The 19814-nt window shown below is 71.9% G+C and carries 19 protein-coding genes; 10 read left to right on the top strand and 9 right to left on the bottom strand.

The features are described 5' to 3' along the window. Positions 1–24 precede the first annotated feature (24 nt). On the top strand, positions 25–705 hold the full coding sequence (nucS, locus tag ABD785_RS32555) for an endonuclease NucS (RefSeq protein ID WP_344835955.1): 681 nt from the start codon (positions 25–27) through the stop codon (positions 703–705). Here the strand turns inward: nucS and ABD785_RS32550 are convergent. Then, entirely contained in the window at positions 702–1583 is an 882-nt protein-coding gene (locus tag ABD785_RS32550; RefSeq protein ID WP_344835952.1) for an oxygenase MpaB family protein, read from the bottom strand. The genes nucS and ABD785_RS32550 overlap by 4 nt on opposite strands. 74 nt (positions 1584–1657) lie before the next feature. Here ABD785_RS32550 and ABD785_RS32545 point away from each other — a divergent pair, with 74 nt between their 5' ends. From ABD785_RS32545 to ABD785_RS32530, 4 genes are all read left to right on the top strand, one after another. Beyond that, positions 1658–2266: a TetR/AcrR family transcriptional regulator gene (locus ABD785_RS32545; protein WP_344835949.1), complete on the top strand. Its 609-nt coding sequence runs from the start codon at positions 1658–1660 to the stop codon at positions 2264–2266. 24 nt (positions 2267–2290) lie between these two features. Next, positions 2291–3097 (top strand): site-2 protease family protein, encoded by an 807-nt coding sequence (locus ABD785_RS32540; RefSeq protein ID WP_344835947.1) that lies wholly within the window; start codon positions 2291–2293, stop codon positions 3095–3097. Between the two features lie 68 nt (positions 3098–3165). Continuing rightward, positions 3166–4659: an aldehyde dehydrogenase family protein gene (locus tag ABD785_RS32535; RefSeq protein ID WP_344835944.1), complete on the top strand. Its 1494-nt coding sequence runs from the start codon at positions 3166–3168 to the stop codon at positions 4657–4659. A 118-nt stretch (positions 4660–4777) separates the two neighbouring features. Further along, positions 4778–5170 (top strand): SCO5389 family protein, encoded by a 393-nt coding sequence (locus ABD785_RS32530; RefSeq protein WP_344835942.1) that lies wholly within the window; start codon positions 4778–4780, stop codon positions 5168–5170. Positions 5171–5221: 51 nt separating this feature from the next. Here ABD785_RS32530 and ABD785_RS32525 read toward each other — a convergent pair whose 3' ends face one another. Together ABD785_RS32525 and ABD785_RS32520 are read right to left on the bottom strand one after the other, a co-directional pair. Next, positions 5222–7573: an ABC transporter permease gene (locus ABD785_RS32525; RefSeq protein ID WP_344835940.1), complete on the bottom strand. Its 2352-nt coding sequence runs from the start codon at positions 7571–7573 to the stop codon at positions 5222–5224. Continuing rightward, the gene (locus ABD785_RS32520) at positions 7573–8310 is read right to left on the bottom strand and encodes an ABC transporter ATP-binding protein (RefSeq protein ID WP_344835936.1); all 738 of its coding nucleotides are present in this window, start codon (positions 8308–8310) and stop codon (positions 7573–7575) included. Before ABD785_RS32520 ends, ABD785_RS32525 begins: the two co-directional genes overlap by 1 nt. An 86-nt stretch (positions 8311–8396) precedes the next feature. Between ABD785_RS32520 and ABD785_RS32515 the strand changes: the two genes are divergently transcribed. Then, the gene (locus tag ABD785_RS32515) at positions 8397–9002 is read left to right on the top strand and encodes a response regulator (RefSeq protein WP_344836126.1); all 606 of its coding nucleotides are present in this window, start codon (positions 8397–8399) and stop codon (positions 9000–9002) included. Here the strand turns inward: ABD785_RS32515 and ABD785_RS32510 are convergent. Further along, positions 8944–11040, bottom strand: coding sequence for a sensor histidine kinase (locus tag ABD785_RS32510; RefSeq protein ID WP_344835933.1), 2097 nt, complete (start codon positions 11038–11040; stop codon positions 8944–8946). The two genes, ABD785_RS32515 and ABD785_RS32510, sit on opposite strands and share 59 nt — an antisense overlap. A gap of 33 nt (positions 11041–11073) precedes the next feature. Then, the gene (locus ABD785_RS32505; protein ID WP_344835930.1) at positions 11074–12048 is read right to left on the bottom strand and encodes an LLM class flavin-dependent oxidoreductase; all 975 of its coding nucleotides are present in this window, start codon (positions 12046–12048) and stop codon (positions 11074–11076) included. A 70-nt stretch (positions 12049–12118) separates the two neighbouring features. Between ABD785_RS32505 and ABD785_RS32500 the strand changes: the two genes are divergently transcribed. The 3 genes from ABD785_RS32500 to ABD785_RS32490 all read left to right on the top strand — a co-directional run bounded on the left by ABD785_RS32500 (position 12119) and on the right by ABD785_RS32490 (position 14431). Next, positions 12119–13162: a 3-hydroxyacyl-CoA dehydrogenase gene (locus tag ABD785_RS32500; RefSeq protein ID WP_344835928.1), complete on the top strand. Its 1044-nt coding sequence runs from the start codon at positions 12119–12121 to the stop codon at positions 13160–13162. A 61-nt stretch (positions 13163–13223) separates the two neighbouring features. Beyond that, the gene (locus ABD785_RS32495; protein WP_344835925.1) at positions 13224–13514 is read left to right on the top strand and encodes an ATP/GTP-binding protein; all 291 of its coding nucleotides are present in this window, start codon (positions 13224–13226) and stop codon (positions 13512–13514) included. Between the two features lie 134 nt (positions 13515–13648). Next, complete coding sequence (locus ABD785_RS32490) at positions 13649–14431, top strand: alpha/beta fold hydrolase (protein WP_344835923.1); 783 nt, start codon at positions 13649–13651, stop codon at positions 14429–14431. A 33-nt stretch (positions 14432–14464) separates the two neighbouring features. On the opposite strand, the gene ABD785_RS32485 is transcribed toward ABD785_RS32490, so the two are convergent. From ABD785_RS32485 to mce, 3 genes are all read right to left on the bottom strand, one after another. Then, entirely contained in the window at positions 14465–15787 is a 1323-nt protein-coding gene (locus tag ABD785_RS32485) for an AI-2E family transporter (protein ID WP_344835920.1), read from the bottom strand. A 126-nt stretch (positions 15788–15913) separates the two neighbouring features. Next, positions 15914–17212: a DivIVA domain-containing protein gene (locus tag ABD785_RS32480; RefSeq protein ID WP_344835918.1), complete on the bottom strand. Its 1299-nt coding sequence runs from the start codon at positions 17210–17212 to the stop codon at positions 15914–15916. 194 nt (positions 17213–17406) lie between these two features. Further along, positions 17407–17847 (bottom strand): methylmalonyl-CoA epimerase, encoded by a 441-nt coding sequence (gene mce / locus ABD785_RS32475; protein ID WP_344835915.1) that lies wholly within the window; start codon positions 17845–17847, stop codon positions 17407–17409. Between the two features lie 84 nt (positions 17848–17931). Between mce and ABD785_RS32470 the strand changes: the two genes are divergently transcribed. Next, positions 17932–19110: an acetyl-CoA C-acetyltransferase gene (locus ABD785_RS32470; protein ID WP_344835913.1), complete on the top strand. Its 1179-nt coding sequence runs from the start codon at positions 17932–17934 to the stop codon at positions 19108–19110. A gap of 4 nt (positions 19111–19114) precedes the next feature. Here ABD785_RS32470 and ABD785_RS32465 read toward each other — a convergent pair whose 3' ends face one another. Then, complete coding sequence (locus ABD785_RS32465; protein ID WP_344835911.1) at positions 19115–19768, bottom strand: DUF4230 domain-containing protein; 654 nt, start codon at positions 19766–19768, stop codon at positions 19115–19117. Between the last annotated feature and the right edge of the window lie 46 nt (positions 19769–19814).

Below are 19814 nucleotides of genomic sequence, written 5' to 3'. Positions count from 1 at the left end.
TGGGTTTCCACTAACCTCGGGCGGGTGCGTCTCGTCATCGCGCGGTGCTCCGTCGACTATGTCGGACGGTTGACCGCCCATCTTCCGCTTGCTACACGGCTGGTTCTGATGAAGGCCGACGGGTCGGTGTCGATTCATGCCGATGACCGGGCGTTCAAGCCGTTGAACTGGATGAATCCGCCCTGCAGCGTCAGGGAGGAGGCGTATACCGAGCACGACGCGATCGCGAAGTGGACGGTGACGCACGGGAAGTCGGGGGAGCAGCTCATCCTGACGATCTTCGAGATCCTGCACGACCACAAGCACGAGCTGGGGGCCGACCCGGGCCTGCAGAAGGACGGGGTCGAGGCGCATCTCCAGGAGCTGCTCGCCGAGCACATCACGACGCTCGGGGAGGGGTACCGGCTGGTGCGGCGGGAGTTCCCGACCGCGATCGGGCCCGTCGACATCCTCTGCAAGGACGCCGACGGCGGGACCGTCGCGGTCGAGATCAAGCGGCGCGGCGAGATCGACGGGGTGGAGCAGCTGACCAGGTACCTGGAGCTGCTGAACCGCGATCCGCTGCTGGCCCCGGTCAAGGGGGTCTTCGCGGCGCAGGAGATCAAGCCGCAGGCCAGGGTCCTGGCCCACGACCGCGGCATCGAGACCCTGACCCTCGACTACAACGCCCTGCGCGGCATCGAGCTCGACGGCACCCTCTTCTAGACGGGCGTGTAGGGCGTCCCGACCCGGTCGTGGGCCTCCTTGATCGGGCGCCAGACCACCCCGTAGCGCAGGGTGCGGGTGAAGACGTGGCCCGCGGCGCGGGCGGCCAGCGGGGTGGTGGGCAGGCGCGGCCGGAAGCCGAGGAGGTTCTTGGCGAAGTCGGGGAGCAGATCGGTGGCGACCCGGCTGAGGACCTTGCTGCTGATCCGGGTCGCGGCGTCGCCGCCGACGGGGCCGCGCAGGAACTTGATGACCTCGAGGGTCTCCTCGCTGACGGTCAGCCGCGGCCGCATCATCGCGAAGTAGTCCTCGACGTCCGCCCGGGACTTGGGGACACCCGTCGCGCCGAGCTTCTCGGAGATCACCGCGTACTCGGCGAAGTACTGGTCGAGGTCGCTGCCGCCCAGCGGCTTCGGGTGGTAGCGGACATGGGCGCGGGCCGCCGAGTAGGCCTGGGTGACGCCCGTCCAGATGATGTCGTCGGAGCTGGTCGCGCTGTAGGGGCGGCCGTCGGGCATCGTGCCGTGGACGCGCTTGTGCATGGCCCGGATGGTGCCGGTCAGCTTCTCCGCGACGGGGGTCGAGCCGTAGGTGACGCCCATGACGAAGCTCGAGGTGAAGCCCAGTCTCTTGATCGGGTCCTGGAGGTAGTTCGAGTGCTGGTTCGTGCCGTGGGTGACGGGCTCGTTGAGGGCGCCGAGCAGCAGCCCGGAAACCCCGCCGAGGACGCCGGAGACGTCGCCGTGGACGTACCAGATCGGGGAGCCGGGGCCGAACAGGCCGGGGTCGCCGACGGGCTCGGTGTACTGCTCGCCGGGAAGGTGGGCGGCGGCCAGCATCGCCCAGTACGCGTCGTCGATCGCCGTTCTCGGGTTCATAAGCGCATGCTTACACACCGATGAGACACCTCGCAAGTTTTGTCTCACTCGGGTCAGGCCCTAGGCTGGCCCCCGTGTCCAGTCATGACCGGATCGTCGACGCCGCCGAGGAGTGCTTCACCCGTTTCGGGGTCGCCAAGACGACCGTCGAGGACGTCGCGCAGGCCGCGGGGATGTCGCGGGCCACGCTCTACCGCAACTTCGCCGGCGGCAGGGACGAGCTGATCCTCGCCGTCTTCCTGCGCGACGTGGAGCGGTTCCTCGACTCCCTCGCCGACCGTCTGGCCAGCCTGATCGGCGGCCCCGCGGACGGGGGGACGCCCGGCGCCGAGGGGCTGGACGGCGGCGAGGCCGTCGTCGACGGGATCATGGCCGCGGTCGCCTTCGTGCAGGGTGAGCCGAGGATCGCCGCGCTGCTCGTGCCGGAGGCCGTCGGTCACACCCAGGCCGTGGTCAACCAGGCCTCGCAGCGCGTCCTCGATCTGTGCGCCTCGCGGGTGGAGCCCTATTTCGACCTGGCGCGGGAGGCCGGGCTCGTCCGGGCCGATCTGGACGTCGCCGGCGTCGTCGAGCTGCTGTTCCGCATGATCGCCTCGCTCAGTCTGTCGCCGCTTGACCGCCCCGAGGCCGAGACGCGACGGTTTCTGCGGCTCCATGTGGTTCCCGCTCTGATCCCGAGCTGACACTTACGCGGTAACGTCGCTTCTGTGGGAGCAGTCGAAAGCCGCGCGAACCAGCGCATCAGCCCGATTTTCATCGCCATCGTCGCGCTGACGATCATCTTCGGGCTGATCGCCTGGCGCTTCGAGGGGACCGCCACCAGTGGCGCCCGGATGTCCGTCTTCGCCTTCGTGGTGTGCGGCTGGATCGTGTCGCTGTGCCTGCACGAGTTCGGGCACGCGCTGCTGGCGCACCGGTTCGGCGACCGGTCGATCTCCTCCAGCGGCTATCTGACGCTCGATCCGCGCAAGTACGCCGACCTGACGCTCAGCCTGGTGCTGCCGGTCCTGTTCCTGCTCATCGGCGGCATCGGCCTGCCCGGTGGCGCGGTCTGGATCGACCGCGGCGCCATCTCGGGCAAGTGGCGGCACAGCCTCGTCTCGGCGGCCGGACCGATCATGAACCTGATCTTCGCCGGGGTCATCGGCATCGCCCTGATGACGGTCGGCCCGGGCATGTCGGTCTTCGCGTTCATCCAGAGCGGCCACCAGCTCTTCTGGGCGGGCCTGGCCTTCCTGGGCTTCCTCCAGGTGACGGCCGCCGTGCTGAACCTGCTGCCGGTTCCGGGACTGGACGGTTTCGGCATCTGGGAGCCCTACCTGCCGCGCGAACTCGTCAGGAAGGTGGCCCCGCTGGGCGGCTACATCTTCCTCGGCCTGATCGCCCTGCTGTGGATCCCGGCGATCAACGAGCAGTTCTTCAAGCTCGTCTACCACTTCACCGGCTGGTTCGGGATCAACGACGGCCTGTCGGCCCTCGGGCACAGGCTGTTCATGTTCTGGAAGCAGATGTAGCCCCTCACCAGTAAGTGGTGATTTACTGACGGGACCATACCCGCCCCCTTCATCCGGGAGGTCCCGTTATGTCGGTCACGACCGAAGCTGGGACGTTCGAGTCCCTCAACCCGGCCACCGGCGCCGTCGTCGGCACGCACCCGATCCACGACGAGAAGACGGTCTTCGAGACCGTCGAGCGCGCCCAGGCCGCCGCGCGGTGGTGGGCCGGGCTCGGGTGGAAGGAGCGCAAGAACCGCCTGCTGCGGTTCAAGGGCGCGCTGGCCCGGAACCTCAACCGGATCTCGCAGGTCATCCACGAGGAGACCGGCAAGCCGATCGGCGACGCCGTCTTCGAGGCCGTCGGCGCGATCAACCTCCTGGACTGGGCGGCCAAGAACGCCCAGAAGACCCTGGGGCCGCGCAGCGTCTTCCCCGGCGCGCTCTCGATCAACCAGAAGGCGATCCTGGAGTACCACCCGCTCGGCGTGGTGGGCGTGATCGGCCCCTGGAACTACCCGATCTACACCCCGATGGGCTCGCTGGCGTTCTCGCTGGCCGCGGGCAACGCGGTCGTGTTCAAGCCGTCCGAGCACACGCCGGGCGTCGGGGTGCTGCTGGCGGAGCTGTTCGCCGAGGTCGTGCCCGAGCGGCCGGTCTTCCAGGTCGTCACGGGCTTCGGCGCGACGGGCGGCGCGCTGACCCGCGCGGGCGTCAACAAGATCGCCTTCACCGGCTCGGGCCCGACCGCGAAGAAGGTCATGGCGGCCTGCGCCGAGACGCTGACCCCGATCGTCGCCGAGTGCGGCGGCAAGGACGCCTTCATCATCGCCGCCGACGCCGACCTCGAGGAGGCGGCCAAGTCGGCGCTGTGGGGCGCGATGTCGAACGCGGGCCAGACCTGCGTGGGCGTCGAGCGGATCTACGTGGTCGAGAGCGTCTACGAGGAGTTCCTCGGCAAGCTCAGCGCCCGCGCCGAGCAGCTCAAGGCCGGTTACGAGACCGACGGGACCTCCTTCGGCCCGATCACGATGCCGGGCCAGCTCGACATCATCGAGCGGCACATCACCGACGCGCTGGCCGCCGGTGGCCGTGCCGTGGTCGGCGGCGCCGAGTCGGTCCGCCGCCCGTTCGTCGACCCGGTCGTGCTGGTCGACGTCCCCGACACCGCCTCGGCGATCTGCGAGGAGACCTTCGGCCCGACGGTCACCGTCACGAAGGTGAAGAGCCTGGACGAGGCCGTCGCCAAGGCCAACGCCACCGAGTACGGCCTCGCGAGCACGGTGTTCACGAGCTCCAGCAAGACCGCGCTCGACGTGGCCAGGCGGCTGCGCAGCGGAATGACCTCCATCAACGCCGCGATCGCGTTCGCCCTGATCCCCGCGCTGCCGTTCGGCGGCGTCGGTGAGTCGGGCTTCGGCCGCATCCACGGCGCGGACGGCCTGCGCGAGTTCGCCCGCCCGAAGGCCATCACCCGGCAGCGCTTCAAGTCGGCGCTCGACACGACGACCTTCACGCGCACGCAGAAGGAGATCGACCAGATCATCAAGCTGATGCAGTTCCTGCACGGCCGGAAGAAGTAAGAGAAATATCTCCTCGAGGTAAGGCAACGTGAGACTTCCGTCGGACGTCGCTCTGGACGTCACCCGAAAAGGTGATTAGCGTCACTGGTGGTCCATCCGGCGGAAGGAAGCCACACGTATGTCTCTGGACGTGTCCCAACAGCTCCTCGAGCAGGCCCAGCAGGGCGAGATCGACGATGCGGAGTTCGTGGAGTGCATCCGCACGTCCCTCCCGTACGCCTGGGAGCTGATCAGCGGCCTGGTCGCCGACCTGGAGGTCGCGGGCGGTGAGTTCGCCGACAACAACACCCCACCCCCGGACGAACAGGCGAGAGGGCAGCTTCTCCGGGTCCTGGCGAGCGACGCGATGCGGGGCAGCATCGAACGCTACTTCGGCGTGAAGCTCGCCTTCCAGAACTGCCACCGGGTCGCGGTCTTCCCCTCGAAGCTGGCCGACGGCCCGACCTACCGGCGCTTCATCACCGCTCGCGAGCAGATCCTCAACCAGTCGCCGCACCTGCGCGACTGCTAACACCGGATCATCTGGAGAGGGCCGTCCCCACGGGGCGGCCCTCTCCGTCCGTCACAGGGCCGGACGGCGCAGCGCGAGCCGGGCGGGCAGCAGGGTCGCGGCGACGGCGACCGCGGCGGTGGCGGCGACGAGACCCAGATGGACGCCCGTCGAAGGACGGGGCGGTCCGCCGGTCATCCCGTGGGCGTAGGCGGTGAGCGTCACGAGGGCGATGGCGGTACCGGCGGCGGTGGCCAGCAGGGCGACCAGCGCGGTCTCCAGCGTGAGCATCCCCAGGATCTGGCGGCGGGTGGCGCCGGCGAGGCGGAGCAGGGCGAACTCCCGGGAACGTTCGGAGGTCGCCATCGCGAGGGTGTTGACGGCGGCGATCAGCGCGAAGCCGATGACGAGGCCCATCGCCACCAGGCCGGCCTCTGCGTCGGGACCGGCCGCCCGCTCCCCGGGCCCGGAGCCCAGGCGCAGGCCGTACGGGCGCAGGGCCGCGGTGAGCGCGGCGGGGGAGGCCGTGCCCGCGATGAGGACCGTCCCGCGCGGGTCGTCGACATGGGCGGCCAGCAGGGCGTGGTCGAAGGTCAGGTCGCCGAAGGCCAGGGTGCGGGCGTAGACCGCGACGACCTTCACCCTGACGGGGGTGCCGTCCCCGAGGGTGAGGGACAGGGTGTCGCCGACCCGCCTCCCCAGGCCCTCGCCGACCGCGACGGTCCCGGGGGAGAGCGCGCCGAGATCGCCCGCGGTGACGCCGAGGTCGAGGGTCCCGGCCCCGGCCGTGACGCCCTGGGCGGACCGCTTGTCCAGGCCGATCCGGACGGTCGTGCGCACGACCTCCGTGACCTCGGTGACGCCCGGCACCTCCCGCAGGGCCCGCGCGGCCTCGGCGGGGACCCGCGGTCCCACCGTGTGAGCGGCGACGGTCCCCGCGTCGCGTTCGGCGGTCGTCGCCCGTTCCATCGTGGTCCGGCTGAACAGGATCGTCGAGGTCAGGGCCACCAGCAGGCAGAGCGGCGTCACCACCGAGGCCATCCGGGCGGAGGCGAAGCGCAGGTTGGCCGCCGCGAGGAACCCGCCGGCGCGGGACGCCCGCAGCGGCAGGGTGAGCACGGCCAGGGCGGCGCGGGTGAGCGGCGGCCCGAGCAGCGCCACCGCGATCGTCCACAGCAGGGCGGTCAGCACCACGACCGGGCTCGCGGCCGCCTCGGTGCTCAGCCCGGACAGCACGATCGTCAGGACCACGGAACCGGCCAGGACCAGGACGCCGACGACGACGCGTCCCGGGCCCGTCCGCTGGGCGAGCCCGGCCTCGCCGAGCGCCTCGACGGGCCGGATCCGGGCGATCCGGCGGGCGGAGAGCCGCGCCGACGCCCATCCGGCCACGACGGTCGCGCCGATCGCGGCGAGCACCGGGAACGGGCCGGAGACGAGGTGGAGGTTCTCGGGCACGGCGCCGAGGGCGACGAACCGGGTCCGCATCCACGCGGCCGGAAGCGGCCCCGCCGCCGCGCCCAGCGAGGCGGCGCAGACCCCGACGGCCAGCGCCTCCCGGCCGATCATCCTGCGGAGCTGGCGGGGCGTGGCCGCGACCGCCCGCAGCAGGGCCAGTTCGCGCTGACGCTGCTGGAGGGAGAGCGCGATCGTCCCGGAGACGACCAGGACCGCCACGAGCAGCGAGGTGCCGCAGATCGCCCCGCCGAGGCTGATCAGCTTGACCCGGGACCGCTCCGCCGCGGGGAACTCGACCCTGCCGCGGGCGTCCCCGGCCGAGGCGAGGGCGGTCGTCCCGGCGAGCGCGGCCGACACGTCGATCCGGGGCCAGACCCCGATCGCGGAGACCAGTCCCGGCCGCCCGGCGAGCCTGTGGGCCTCCTCGTCGGCGAAGAACACGGTCGCCTGGTGGCGGGCGTTCCGGGTGGTCACCCCGACGACCTCGTAGGTCCGGCCGCCCGCCCGGACCTCGGCCCCGGCGTGGGCGGCGTCCACGACGGCCTCGTGCCCGCCGCGCGGCGGGCGGCCGCTCGCCAGGGTGAAGGGCGTCAGTTCCGCCGAGCCCCAGCCGTGGCCCCAGCCGGGCGCTCCGCCGACGGTCACCGGGAAGGTCACCTCGGGGACGGCCTTCGCGACCCCGGGCAGCGCGCGGATCCGCCCGGCCAGATCGGCGGGGATCCAGGCGCGCTCGGCGATCGGCTTCGCCTTCCGCTTGCCCTTCTTCTTGGTCGCGTGGACGTTCTGGTCGCCGGAGACGACGACGGGCGTCCCCGCGTACCGCTCGGGGGCGATAGACCCGCGCAACCCGGTCTGCAGCAGCGTCCCGCCGGCCGAGACGAGCGCGGCGGCGCAGAACAGGGCGAGGAAGGCCCCGGCGAAGGCGGCCTTGCGCTCCCTGAGCGAGGCGACGACGAGGAACAGCATCAGGCCACGCTCCAGGCGCCGAGGCGGGTCATGCGGGCGGCGACGGAGTCCGCGCCGGGGGAGTCGAGCGTGCCGGCGACGCGGCCGTCGGCCAGGAACAGGACCCGGTCGGCGAAGGCCGCGGCGACGGGGTCGTGGGTGACCATGACGACGGTCTGGCCGAGGGCGTCGGCGGCCTCGCGGAGCAGGGTGAGGACCTGCCGGGCGGTGACGGTGTCGAGCGCCCCGGTCGGCTCGTCGGCGAACACGACCTCCGGCCGGGAGACCAGCGCCCTGGCCACCGCCACGCGCTGCCGCTGCCCGCCGGACAGCTCCGCGGGACGGTGCCCGAGCCGGTCACCGAGCCCGGTCCTGGCGACGATCTCGGCCAGCCACGCCCGGTCGGGCCGCACCCCCGCCAGCCGCAGCGGCAGGGTGATGTTCTGCGCGACGGTCAGCGAGGCGACCAGGTTGAAGCTCTGGAACACGAACCCGAGCCTCGTCCGGCGCAGCTCGGTCAGCTTCGTCTCGCCGAGCCGGGTCAGGTCGGTGCCCGCGAGCGTGACCCGCCCCGACGAGGGCCGGTCGAGCCCCGCCGCGCACTGGAGGAACGTGCTCTTCCCCGACCCCGAGGGCCCCATCACCGCCGTGAACACGCCGCGCGGCAGCCCGACGCTCACCTCGCGCAGGGCCGCCACCGCGCTGCCGCCCTTCCCGTAGACCTTGCTGACCGCTGTCATCTCCACCACGTCTTCCATGGCTTCCATGCTGCTGACCTGCGGATCCCTCCGACAGGGACGCCGTCATCGGCCGGGCGTGACATTTTCACGGTTGGATGGGCGCTGTGATCAAGGTGCTGCTGGCCGAGGACCAGCACGTCGTCCGGGCCGCGCTGGCCGCCCTGCTCGACCTGGAGCCCGACCTGACGGTCGTCGCCCAGGTCGCGACCGGCGCGGACGTGCTGCCGGCCGCCCTCGTCGCGCTGCCGGACGTCGCGGTCCTCGACATCGACATGCCCGTCAGGGACGGCCTGGCCGCCGCGGCCGAGCTCCGCGAGCGGCTGCCCGGCTGCCGGGTGCTGATGCTCACCGGAGACGGGCGTCCGGGTCAGCTCCGCAGGGCGATGGAGGCCAGGGTGACGGGCTTCCTGCTGAAGACCGTTCCGCCGGACGAGCTGGCCGCCGCGATCAGGACCGTCGCGGCGGGCGGGCGCGTCGTGGACCCGTCGCTGGCGGCCGCGGCGTGGGATCTGGCCGACAATCCGCTGACCCCGCGCGAGCTCGACGTCCTGCGGCTCACGGCCGGGGGCGCGGAGGCACCGGAGATCGCCGAGCGGCTGTTCCTCTCGCCGGGGACGGTCCGCAACAATCTCACGTCGATCATCGCCAAGCTCAACGCGCGGGGACGTCCCGACGCGGTGCGGATCGCCCGGGAGGCAGGCTGGCTGTGATCGTGAAGCGCCGGCCGTCGCGCCGCACGGCGAGGGTGCCGTCGAGCTCGGCGAGGCGCGTGGTCAGGTTCCCGAGCCCCGAGCCCGGCGGACGGTCCGAGGGGCCGGCGCCGTCGTTGGCCACGCTCAGCCCGCCGGGAGAGGTCGTGATCACGCAGCGGGTGGCGGTGCTGTGCCGCAGGATGTTCGTGACGGCCTCCCGCACCACGATCCCGAGCACGGCCGAGGCCTCGCCGTCGAACGCGTGCGCGGCGTCGACGTCGAGTTCCACCCCGGCCGCGGCGAGCACCGACCGCGCCGAGGCCAGCTCCTCGCCGAGCCCCATGACGCCCGAGGCGTGCAGCTCCGCGCCCGCCCGCTCGGCCAGCCCGGCGGCCTCCGCCAACTCCGCCCGAGCCCGCTCGCCGGGCAGCCGCACCGCGAGCTCGCCCTTCAGCAGGATCGCCGCCAGCGAGTGCCCGAGCAGGTCGTGCAGGTCCCGCGCCGCCCGCAGCCGCTCACGCACGGTCGCCGCGCGGGCCAGCTCCGCCCCGGCCGCCTGGGACTCCGTGACGAGCTGCGCCAGCCGCACGAACGCGTACACGATCAGCCCGGTCAGCAGGGTGCTCGCCGTGTAGTTGACCACGACCGCCGCCGGCTCGCCCAGTGCGATCCCCATCGCGGCCACGGAGGCCATCACCGGTGGCAGCACCACGAACGGCCGCCCGAACGCGATGAGGAGCGTCCCGGCCAGGAAGCTCGGAACCCCCAGCCAGACGGAACCGAACCAGATCGCGGGCACGTAACTGAGCACCGCCTGCGCCGCCAGCAGCACCGGCCAGCGCGCCGGGCGCGCGGCGCTCCGCCAGCGCAGCTGCAGCGCCCCCACCGCGCCCAGGCAGACGGCGACGGCCACGAACTCCGCGCCCCACGGCACCGGCAGCATGCCCTTGACCAGGAACCCGCCCAGCAGCACCGCGAGGAGCAGGGCGGCGATCCGCGCGGGCCGCGGCGGCGCCGGACGGTCCCGGCCGGGGGCCCGCACCGCCGCCTCGATCACGAACCATCCGTCGGACCGCAGCCCGCTCGTGAAGCTCCCGCCCGCCCCGTCCGTCCGCGCCGCGACCTCGGCCAGACCGGCCGCGCCCAGGTCGGCGGTGGCGGCGCCGTCGTTGGCGATCCGCAGGACGACCAGGCCGTCCCGTTCCCCGGTGCTGATCTCGCAGCGCCCCGCGGAGCCGGCGCGCACGACCTCGCCGACACCGCGCCGCAGGACCTCGGCGAGGACGCCCCCGGCCGCCCCCAGCGGTTCGGCGTGCCCGGCCCGCACCTCGACCGCGATCCCGGCCGATCCGAGCAGCGCCCGCGCCGTGGCCATCTCGGGGGCCAGCGACAGGCTCCGGAAGTCGGCGGCGACCGCCCGGGCCTCGGCCAGGCAGGCGCGGGCCGTCCCCAGCACCTCCCTCATCCCGGCGGTGTCGGTGCCGGTGGCCGCCAGCTCACGGAACCCGGCGGCGATCCCGGTCAGGGCGGCGCCGATCCGTTCGTTCAGCTCCTCGGCGATCCGCAGCCGCTCCCGCTCGACCGCCGCCATGGCCAGCTCGGCCCGCGCGGCCGCCCGTTCGGCGACGGCCTCGGCCAGCCACACCATCCCGTAGAGGACCATCGCCCCGAGCAGCAGGTTGATCGTCGCATCGCCCGGCACCCCGCCCACCCGGACCGCCGCCACCGCGACCCCGCAGCAGAACGCCGCCGCCACGCCCGGCCAGACGGAGGCCAGCGCCAGCGCGCCGCAGAGCACCCCGATCATCCCGACCGGGGCCTCGAACCCGAGGACCACGACCCCGGTGAGCACCGCCTGGACGGTGAGCAGCCGCCCGTCCGGCCGTCTGATCCAGGCCAGCAGCGCCCCGAACGCCCCGGTCACCAGCAGCGCCCCCGCGATCCTGCTCCAGGCCGGCACGTCGCGCGTCAGCGCCGAGAGGACGTACACGAGGCCGAAGCCCGCGGGCACCACGAAGGAGAGCGTCCGTGCCAGCCCCGCCTCGTTCCCGCCCACGTCCCCATTCTCGGACACCGGAGCCGCTGCCGGTCAGTCCCGGACGAGCGGCAGCACCTCCGCGCCCAGCCGGGCGATGTTCTCCAGGGCGGCCTCCGGTGTCCCGGCCGCGTCGGCCAGCAGGATCTGATGGCCGATCCCCGTCGTCTCCCGCGTGGCGCGGAGCACGGCCGCGCACTGCGCGGGGGTGCCGACGGCCCCGCGCGCGACCAGCCCGGCGGCGTAGGCGTGCGGATCACGCGGCGGGCGCGGCCGGCCGTCAATGGCCCGGTGGCCGGCGAGCCCGGGCCCGAGCCAGCGGGGCAGCGCCTCGGCCAGCAGCGCCTCGGCGGCGACCCGGCTTTCGGCGACCTGGGCCAGGTTCGCCGAGATGTGCGGGGCCGGGGACCCGTACCTGGCGACGGCCTCGGCCTTCTCCGGGTCGCTCTGGTGCAGGCCCAGCAGCATGGGCAGGCCCCGCGCGGCGGCGAGCGCCTCGGTGGCGGGGCTCGTGCAGGCCACATGGACGCCGGGAGCCGTCCGGGGCCGCGGCACGAACGGCACCTCGGGGAAGGCGAACACCGGCCCCCGCCCCCGGACCGTCTCCCCGGACAGGCAGGCCAGCAGCAGATCGAGGGATTCGGGGAAGGCCTCCTCGAAGCGGGCGAGACCCGTTCCGAAGACCTCCAGATCGATCCAGGGGCCGCCGCGCCCCACGCCCAGGGCGAACCGCCCGCCCGAGGCGACGGACAGCAGGGCGGCCTCCTCGGCCAGCGCCACGGGGTGGCGGGTGGAGAGCGTCGCCACCGCCGTGCCGACCGTGATCCGCGACGTCGCGCCGAGAAGGAACCCCGCCAGGACGGTCGCCGACGGGCACACGCCGTAGGACATGAAGTGGTGCTCGGCCAGCCAGACGTCGTCGAATCCGGCCTCCTCGGCGGCGACGGCGGCCGCGATCGTCCGGTCGAGGGCGTCGGCGGGGGAGTGCTCCGGCCACTGGCCGGACGGCAGGAAGATTCCAAAGCGCATGGCCGCTAACTGCCCGATCAGGGCGTCTGCCAGACTTCACCCGTACGGAACCTGGATGGAGGGTGGCGCTGTGAGCTTCGAGAAGGTCGGCGTGGTCGGGCTCGGCACCATGGGCGCGGGGATCGCCGAGGTGCTGGCCCGCGGCGGGATCGCCACCGTCGGGATCGAGATCGACGACGAGGCGCTGGCCCGCGGGCGCGCGAACGTCGCGTCCTCGACGGGCCGGGCGGTCAAGCGCGGGAAGCTGACCGAGGAGGGACAGGCCGAGATCCTGGGCCGGATCCTGTTCTCGACGGACTTCGCCGACCTGGCGGACTGCGGCCTGGTCATCGAGGCCGTCCCGGAGCGCCTCGACCTCAAGGGCAGGGTCTTCGCCGAGCTCGACAAGGTCTGCGGCCCGGACGCCGTCCTGGCGACCAACACCTCCTCCCTGTCGGTCACGAAGATCGCGGCGACGACGACCCGGCCCGACGCCATCGTCGGCGTGCACTTCTTCAACCCGGCCCCGGTCATGAGGCTGGTCGAGGTGATCTTCACCGAGCGGTCCCGCAAGGACTTCGTGGACGCCGTCACCGAGCTGGTCCGCTCCCTCGGCAAGACCCCGGTGACCATCGGCGACCGGGCCGGATTCGTCGCCAACCGGCTGCTGTTCGGCTACCTCGGCCCCGCCGCCCACCTCCTGGAACAGGGCAGGACCGCGGCCGACATCGACGCCTCGATGACCGCGATCGGCCTGCCCATGGGCCCGCTCACCCTGATGGACCTCATCGGCCTCGACACCTGCCTGGAGGTCCTGGAAGCCGTCCACGCCGACTCCGGCGACCCCCGGCACGCCCCGGCGGGCCTGCTGCGCGACCTCGTCGCCGAGGGCGCGCTCGGCCGCAAGAGCGGCCGCGGCTTCTACACCTACGAGGGGATCGGCTCGGGCGCCGTCGTGGACCCGCGGGCCGGCACCGCCTCCACCGAGATCTCCGACGCCCTCTACCTGCCCTACCTCAACGACGCCAGGGAGATGGTCGCGGCCGGGTACTGCACCGGGGCCGACGCCGACGCCGCCATGACGCTCGGCTGCGGCTTCCCCGAGGGGCCGATGGCCGCCCTGGCCCGTCTCTGACCGTCCGGGCACGGGAGGGGAGACAGGCCCGGGCCCGCCAAGATCGAAATATCCTGTAACGGTGAGTCCCCGGAAGAACAGACGCGACGGCGACGGCGGCAAGGCCGTCGGCGGCGCCTGGTCCTACGGGGTCCAGGGCACCGAGCAGGCCACGGACGGTGACTGGCACGTCCGCACGATCCTCGCCTCCGCCGCGGTCAAGACCTATCGCTGCCCCGGCTGCGACCAGACGATCCCGCCGGGCACGGCCCACCTCGTCGCCTGGCCCGCCGACCGCGGTGGGGAGGACTTCCGCCGCCACTGGCACCGCCCCTGCTGGAACGCCCGCCTCCGCCGCGGCCCCCGCCGCTGAGGCCGGTCCGCGCCGCCGGATTGAATCGGTTAAACCTGGCGTCCGATCACGGCCAGCGGGCGGGGCAGGCGTTGCGAAACGGGTACAGAAGTCTCCATTGACCGCTTTTGCAGGGGCCTGAGGGGGTTGCTCTGATGCAGTTGTACGCGCGTGACGTCGGGGAAGGCACGCCGTTGGTACTGCTGCACGCGTTTCCGCTGTCGTCGTCCATGTGGCTGACGCAACGGGAACAGCTGGCGCCGAGATTCCGCGTGATCACGCCCGACCTGCGGGGATTCGGGGGGTCGGTGCTCGGCGGCGACGAGCCGTCGATCGAGGCCATGGCCGACGACGTCGCGAACCTGCTCCGGCAGAAGGGCATCGCCAAGGCGGTGATCGGCGGCCTGTCGATGGGCGGCTATGTGGCGATGGCCCTGTGCCGGCGCCATCCGGAACGGGTGCGGGGCCTGATCCTCGCCGACACCAAGGCGACGGCCGACCCCGACGAGGCGCGGGCCAACCGGCTGCGGATCGCCGAGCGGCTGAGCGCGGAGAACACCGTGGCCGTCCTCGCGGAGGAGCTGCTGCCGAAGCTGGTCGGGCCGACCACGCTGCGGCAGCGCGCCCTGATCTACGGCCGGGTCAGGGGGCTGGTCCAGGCGACCCCCGCCAAGGCCGCGGCCTGGGCGCAGCGGGCCATGGCGGCCAGGCCCGACTCCCTCGCCACCCTGCGGGAGACCAAGGTCCCCGCGCTGGTGATCGTCGGCGCCGAGGACACCATCGCCACCGAGGCCGACGCCACCGCCATGGTCGAGGCCCTCCCCAACGCCGAGCTGCTGGTGATCCCGCGCGCGGGCCACCTGTCGTCGCTGGAGCAGCCCGACCTGTTCAACCAGGCCGTCACCGAGTTCGTCAACGCCATCGCCCGCACGACCTGACCGGGCCGGACCACCGACCCGGTCGGCGAAGCGCTAAAGCGTGTCCTGGCGCGGGTGGATGACCTCGCGGACGATCAGGGAGATCGCGGCCGCCACCGGGATGGCCAGCAGGGCGCCGACCACGCCCATCAGGCTGGCCCCGATGAGGGCGGCGATGACGGTCACGGCGGGCTGGACGTCCACCGAGCGCTTCATCACGCGCGGGGCGACGATGTAGTTCTCGACCTGCTGGTAGATCGTGAAGAAGATCACGCAGGCGATGCCCTCGGGGAGCCCGGTCAGGAACCCGATGATCGACACGATGACCGCGCCGATGGTCGCGCCGATCAGCGGGATCAGGTCGGTCACCGCGACGATCAGCGCCAGGGCCGCCGCGTAGGGAACCCCGGTGATCGTCAGGAAGATGTAGGTCGTGACGCCCGCGATGATCGAGATGATGAAGTTGCCGGCGACGTAGCCGCCGATCCGGTCGAGGATCTCGTCACCGAGCAGGGCGACGCGCGCCCGCCGGGTGCGGGGGGTGAGCCGGTAGAAGAAGGTCTTCATCTGGGGCAGGGCCGACAGGAAGTACAGCGTGAGGATCAGCACCGTCAGCGTGTTGAAGATCGCCGACAGGGTGCCCTTGCTGACGTCCAGCGCCCAGTTGGCGACGTTCTTCTGGAAGTTCGACTGGGCGAGCTGATCCTGGGCCTTCTCCAGCAGGCGGTACTTGGTGTCCCACTCGCGGATCTTCGGGTTCTCCTGGAGCTGGGTGATGTAGCCCGGCACGTGCTCCGCGAACTTGGAGATCTCGTTGACCAGCGGCGGCACCAGCACCCAGCCGACCCCGGCGAAGAACGCCACGACCAGCAGGAACACCACCGCGACGGCCCGGCCCCTGGTCAGCCCCATCCGCACCAGCCGCTCGACGCCGGGGTTCAGCCCGACCGCGAGGAACAGCGCGATGACGATCAGCACCAGGACGCTCTTGACGCTGATGACGGCCTGGACCAGCAGCCAGGCGACGATCACGCCGAGGGCGCCGGTGAACCCGATGGAGAAGGGGTGGAACCGGCCGAGCGGCTGCCCGGGCTTGCCGAACGGCAGCAGGTCGGTGACCCCGGCCTCCCGCCGCCGGACGTCGATGTCGTCGGCCGGGTCGGTCACCGTGGCCGTCCCTGCACCGGCCTGAGCGGGGACGAGCGGCCCGCCGGTCCCGTGATCGCCGGTGCCGCGGTCACCTGTGCCGGGGCCGTTCGTGTCGTGGTCGCCGGGTCCGTCGTCGGCGGGAACCGGTTCCTCCAGCCGCTCGGCCGGGGAGAACGGCCGCTGGGTCTCCTCCGCCTGGTCGCCCGCGGGAGGGCTCTGCTCTTTCACGCTTGCTCCTGCACTACGGGGGGCGGGGGACTGCTTGCCTTTGCTCAGACGAGAAAGAGCCTAAGGCCAGTTCGCGGCCTCAGGCTCTTTCTCGTGATCGATCTGTGGACGACCCTCGGGTGAGGGCTATTCCTGCCACCAGTCGTCGTCCTCGGAGCCCGGCTTGGGCTTGCCTCCGGCCGGCTTCGCCGCGGCGGCGGCGGGAGCCGGAGCGGCCTTCGGCTCGGGAGCGGCGACGGCCGGGGCGGGCTCGGCGGCCTGGATGGCCTCCGGGGCGCCCATGACCGGGGCGACGCCACCGATGAGCTGACGCAGCTGGTTGAGGTGGCTGGTGATCGAGTCGCGCTGGCGCGTGAGCTCGTCCACCTGGCGCTGCGCGGCGGTCCGGATGCGCTCGGCCTCGGCCTTGGTCTCGGCGAGCAGCTGCTCGGCCTGCGACTTCGCCTCGGCGATCACATTGTCGGAGTTCTTGCGCGCGTTCGCCATCAGCTGCTTGGCGTGGCTGTCGGCCTCGCGGCGGGTCTGCTCGGCCTGCTGCGTGGCCTTGGCGGCCCGCTGCTCGGCGGAGGCGGCCCGCTGCTCGGCCTCGGCGACCAGCTTCTGCGTGGCGGCCTGGGCGGCGGCGTGACGTTCGGCGTCCTGACGGTCCGCCTCTTCACGGCGGGCGGCCAGCTGGATCTCGAACTCGGCCTCGGCCTGGGCGCGCTGCGCCTCGGACTCCTCGAGGATGCGCTGGGCCTGGGCCCGCATCTCGTCGGCCTGGCGCTTCGCGGTGGTGAGGATCTCGTCCCGCTCGCGCTTGGTGGACGCCCTCAGCTGGGCGACCTCGCGCTCGGTCGTGGTGCGGAGCTTGGCGATCTCCCGCTCGGCGGAAGCGCGCTTCTCGGCGACCTCGTGGTCGGCGGTGGCGCGGAGCTTGGCGACCTCACGCTCGGTCGTGGAGGTCAGCTCGTCGGCCTCGCGGCGGGCGCTGGTGCGCACCTCCTCGGCCTCGCGCTCGGCCGTGTTCCGCATGTCGTCGCCCTCGCGCTGCGCGGTGGCGCGCAGCTCGGAGGCGTCGTTCTCGGCGGTCGCGCGGAGTTCCGCGGCGTCCACCTTGGCGGCGGCCTTGATCTCGTTGGCCTCGGAACGCGCCGCGCCTACGAGCTCCGTCGCCTGCTCTTCGGCGAGGCGGAGAAGCTGCTCGATGCGGGCGCCGAGGCCCGAGTAGGTCGGGCGCTCCTGCTCCTGGAGCTGCCGGTGCGCGTCCGAGAGTTCGCGCTGCATGGCGCCAACCTGTTCCCGGGACTGCCGCACCTCGTTGTCGAGCGACTTGATGTGCTCGTCGACCTGGTGGCGGTCGTAACCGCGGAGCACCACGTCGAACTCTTTGGGGGCGTTGTCTTCGAAGAAGTTGCTGAGCTGGGCGTCGATGTCGGACTGCATTGAGGCTCAATCCTGGGATGTGACGAGTGCGGCCGGGGTTCTGGGTTTGTTTCAGACCGGTTGATCGCCTGGCTGCTGCCCAGACCTCTTACCGGAGACAGCAGAGTACTCCCGCAGGTGCCCCGATGGGGGCTCAACCGGAGGCACTGCGGCGAAATGTCCTGTTTGTAACGGTCAAAACCCCCGTCTGGGGGTTACGACTCGGCAACGGGAGCTTTCTGTACGAGCTCCGTCAACACTCCGTGACAGTCCTTCGGATGCAGGAACGTGATGCGCGAGCCCATCGAGCCACGCCGCGGTTCGGGATAAAGCACCCGAACTCCCTTCGCTCCGATCGCGTCGGCGTGCTGCTGGACGTCTCCGCCGTCGGTGCCGAAGGCGATGTGGTGGACGCCTTCGCCATTCTTCTCCAGCCACTTCGCCACAGTGGAGTCGTCCCTGATGGGCGTGATCAGCTGGATGTAGGACGCGCCGCCGTCCCCGGTCGTGTTGATCTTGAGCATGGCCTCCCGGACGCCCTGCTCCTCGTTGACCTCGAAGTGGACGTCGGTGAAGCCGTAGGTGCTCTTGTAGAACTCGACGGTGGCGTCGAGGTCATGGCAGGCGATACCGATGTGATCGATACGGCTCAACATGTGGGGAAACCCTCCATATTTCGCGTCAGGGGCCGCTGAGTATCGTTGCAGGCGTAAGAAGCCGCGCCTTGGGAGGCCCCCTCTATGTCTTCTGTGATCGTTGCCGGAGCCCGTACGCCCATCGGGCGTCTCATGGGCTCCCTGAAGGACTTTACCGCCGCTGACCTCGGCGGTCTCGCGATCAAGGCCGCTCTCGAGCGTGCCGGGGTCTCCGGTGAGCAGGTCGACTACGTGATCCTCGGCCAGGTGCTCCAGGCCGGTGCGGGCCAGATCCCGTCGCGGCAGGCCGCCGTCAAGGGCGGGATCCCGATGGGCGTCCCGTCACTGACGATCAACAAGGTCTGCCTGTCCGGGCTCGACGCGATCGCCCTCGCCGACCAGCTCATCCGGGCCGGCGAGGTGGAGATCGTGGTCGCGGGCGGCATGGAGTCGATGACCCAGGCCCCGCACCTGCTGCCGAAGTCGCGGTCGGGCTACAAGTACGGCTCGATCGAGGTCCTCGACCACATGGCCTATGACGGCCTCACCGACGCCTTCGAGGCCTGCTCGATGGGGGAGGCGACCGAGCGGCACAGCCAGAAGCAGGGCATCACCCGCGAGGCCCAGGACGCCTTCTCGGCCCGTTCGCACCAGCGCGCCGCCGCGGCCATCGCCGCGGGGAAGCTGGCCGAGGAGATCGTCCCGGTGGAGATCCCCTCCCGCAGGGGCGCCCCGGTGGTCTTCGCCGAGGACGAGGGCGTGCGCGCCGACACCACGGCGGAGTCCCTGGCGAAGCTGCGGCCGGCGTTCGACCGCGACGGCACCATCACGGCGGGGTCCGCCTCGCAGATCTCCGACGGCGCGTGCGCGGTCGTGGTCATGTCCGAGGAGAAGGCGGCCGAGCTGGGCCTGCCGGTGCTGGCGAGGATCCTGTCGCACGGCAACGTGGCGGGGCCCGACAACTCGCTGCTGTCCCAGCCGTCGAACGCGATCGTCCACGCGCTCAAGAAGGCCGGGCGCCAGGTCGCCGACATCGACCTGGTCGAGATCAACGAGGCGTTCGCCTCCGTCGGCCTCCAGTCGGTCGCCGACCTCGATCTCGACCCGGAGATCGTGAACGTCAACGGCGGCGGCATCGCCCTCGGCCACCCGATCGGCATGTCCGGCGCCCGGATCGTGCTGACCCTCGCCCACGAGCTGAAGCGGCGGGGCGGTGGCCTGGGCGCCGCCGCGCTGTGCGGCGGCGGCGGCCAGGGCGACGCTCTGCTGATCGAGGTCCCGTAGCCCGCTACTGCGCGGGGGCCTGGGTCTCGATCGTCACGGTCTTGAAGCCCAGGCCCTTGAGCAGGCCGGTGAGCATCGTCTTGGTGTTGCCGTCCGCGCGTTCCTTGAGGCCGCTGCCCTGAGCGGCCTCGAGGATCTTGTCGGACGCCAGCACGTAGAGCTTCTGCTGGTCGTTCGGGTTGCCGGAGAAGAAGTCGCCGAGGCGGTCGAAGATGCCCCGCTGGGTGGCGAAGACGTAGGACTTCTTGGGGTCGAGGTTGGTGGGTTCCAGCTCGGCCGGCGGAAGCTTGATCGTCGCCGTCGTGCGGTCGGCGTTGACGGTGATGTCCTTGTCGGAGATCTTGCCGAAGTCGACGTAGGCGTCCACGGTGCCGTTCCCGACGAACAGGGTGCGGTTGCCCCGCAGGGCGCTCGGCAGGAACTTGGCGTCCTTCTCCAGGTCGACGACGACCTGGAACTGGCCGGTGGCGGCCTCATATCGCGAGAGATCGCGGATCGACTTGAGCAGCACGGGGCCGGAGCGGTCCTTGGTGCGCTCGCCGAACGGATTGCTCCAGTCCGGCAGCCAGTGGAAGCCCGTGCCGACCGCGTAGAGCGCGACCAGAGCGAGGACGACCACTGTCGTGGGTACGATCCGCCCGTATTTCGAGGGGTTCATGCCCCTGGCATTCCCTCGCATGGATGTTTGATTCAGGGGGGCGGGT

This window comes from Actinocorallia longicatena, assembly GCF_039534125.1.
Taxonomy (GTDB): Bacteria; Actinomycetota; Actinomycetes; order Streptosporangiales; family Streptosporangiaceae; genus Actinocorallia; species Actinocorallia longicatena.
The sequence above is the reverse complement of the archived record's forward strand: the minus strand, read 5'-3'. Positions and strand labels throughout refer to the sequence as shown.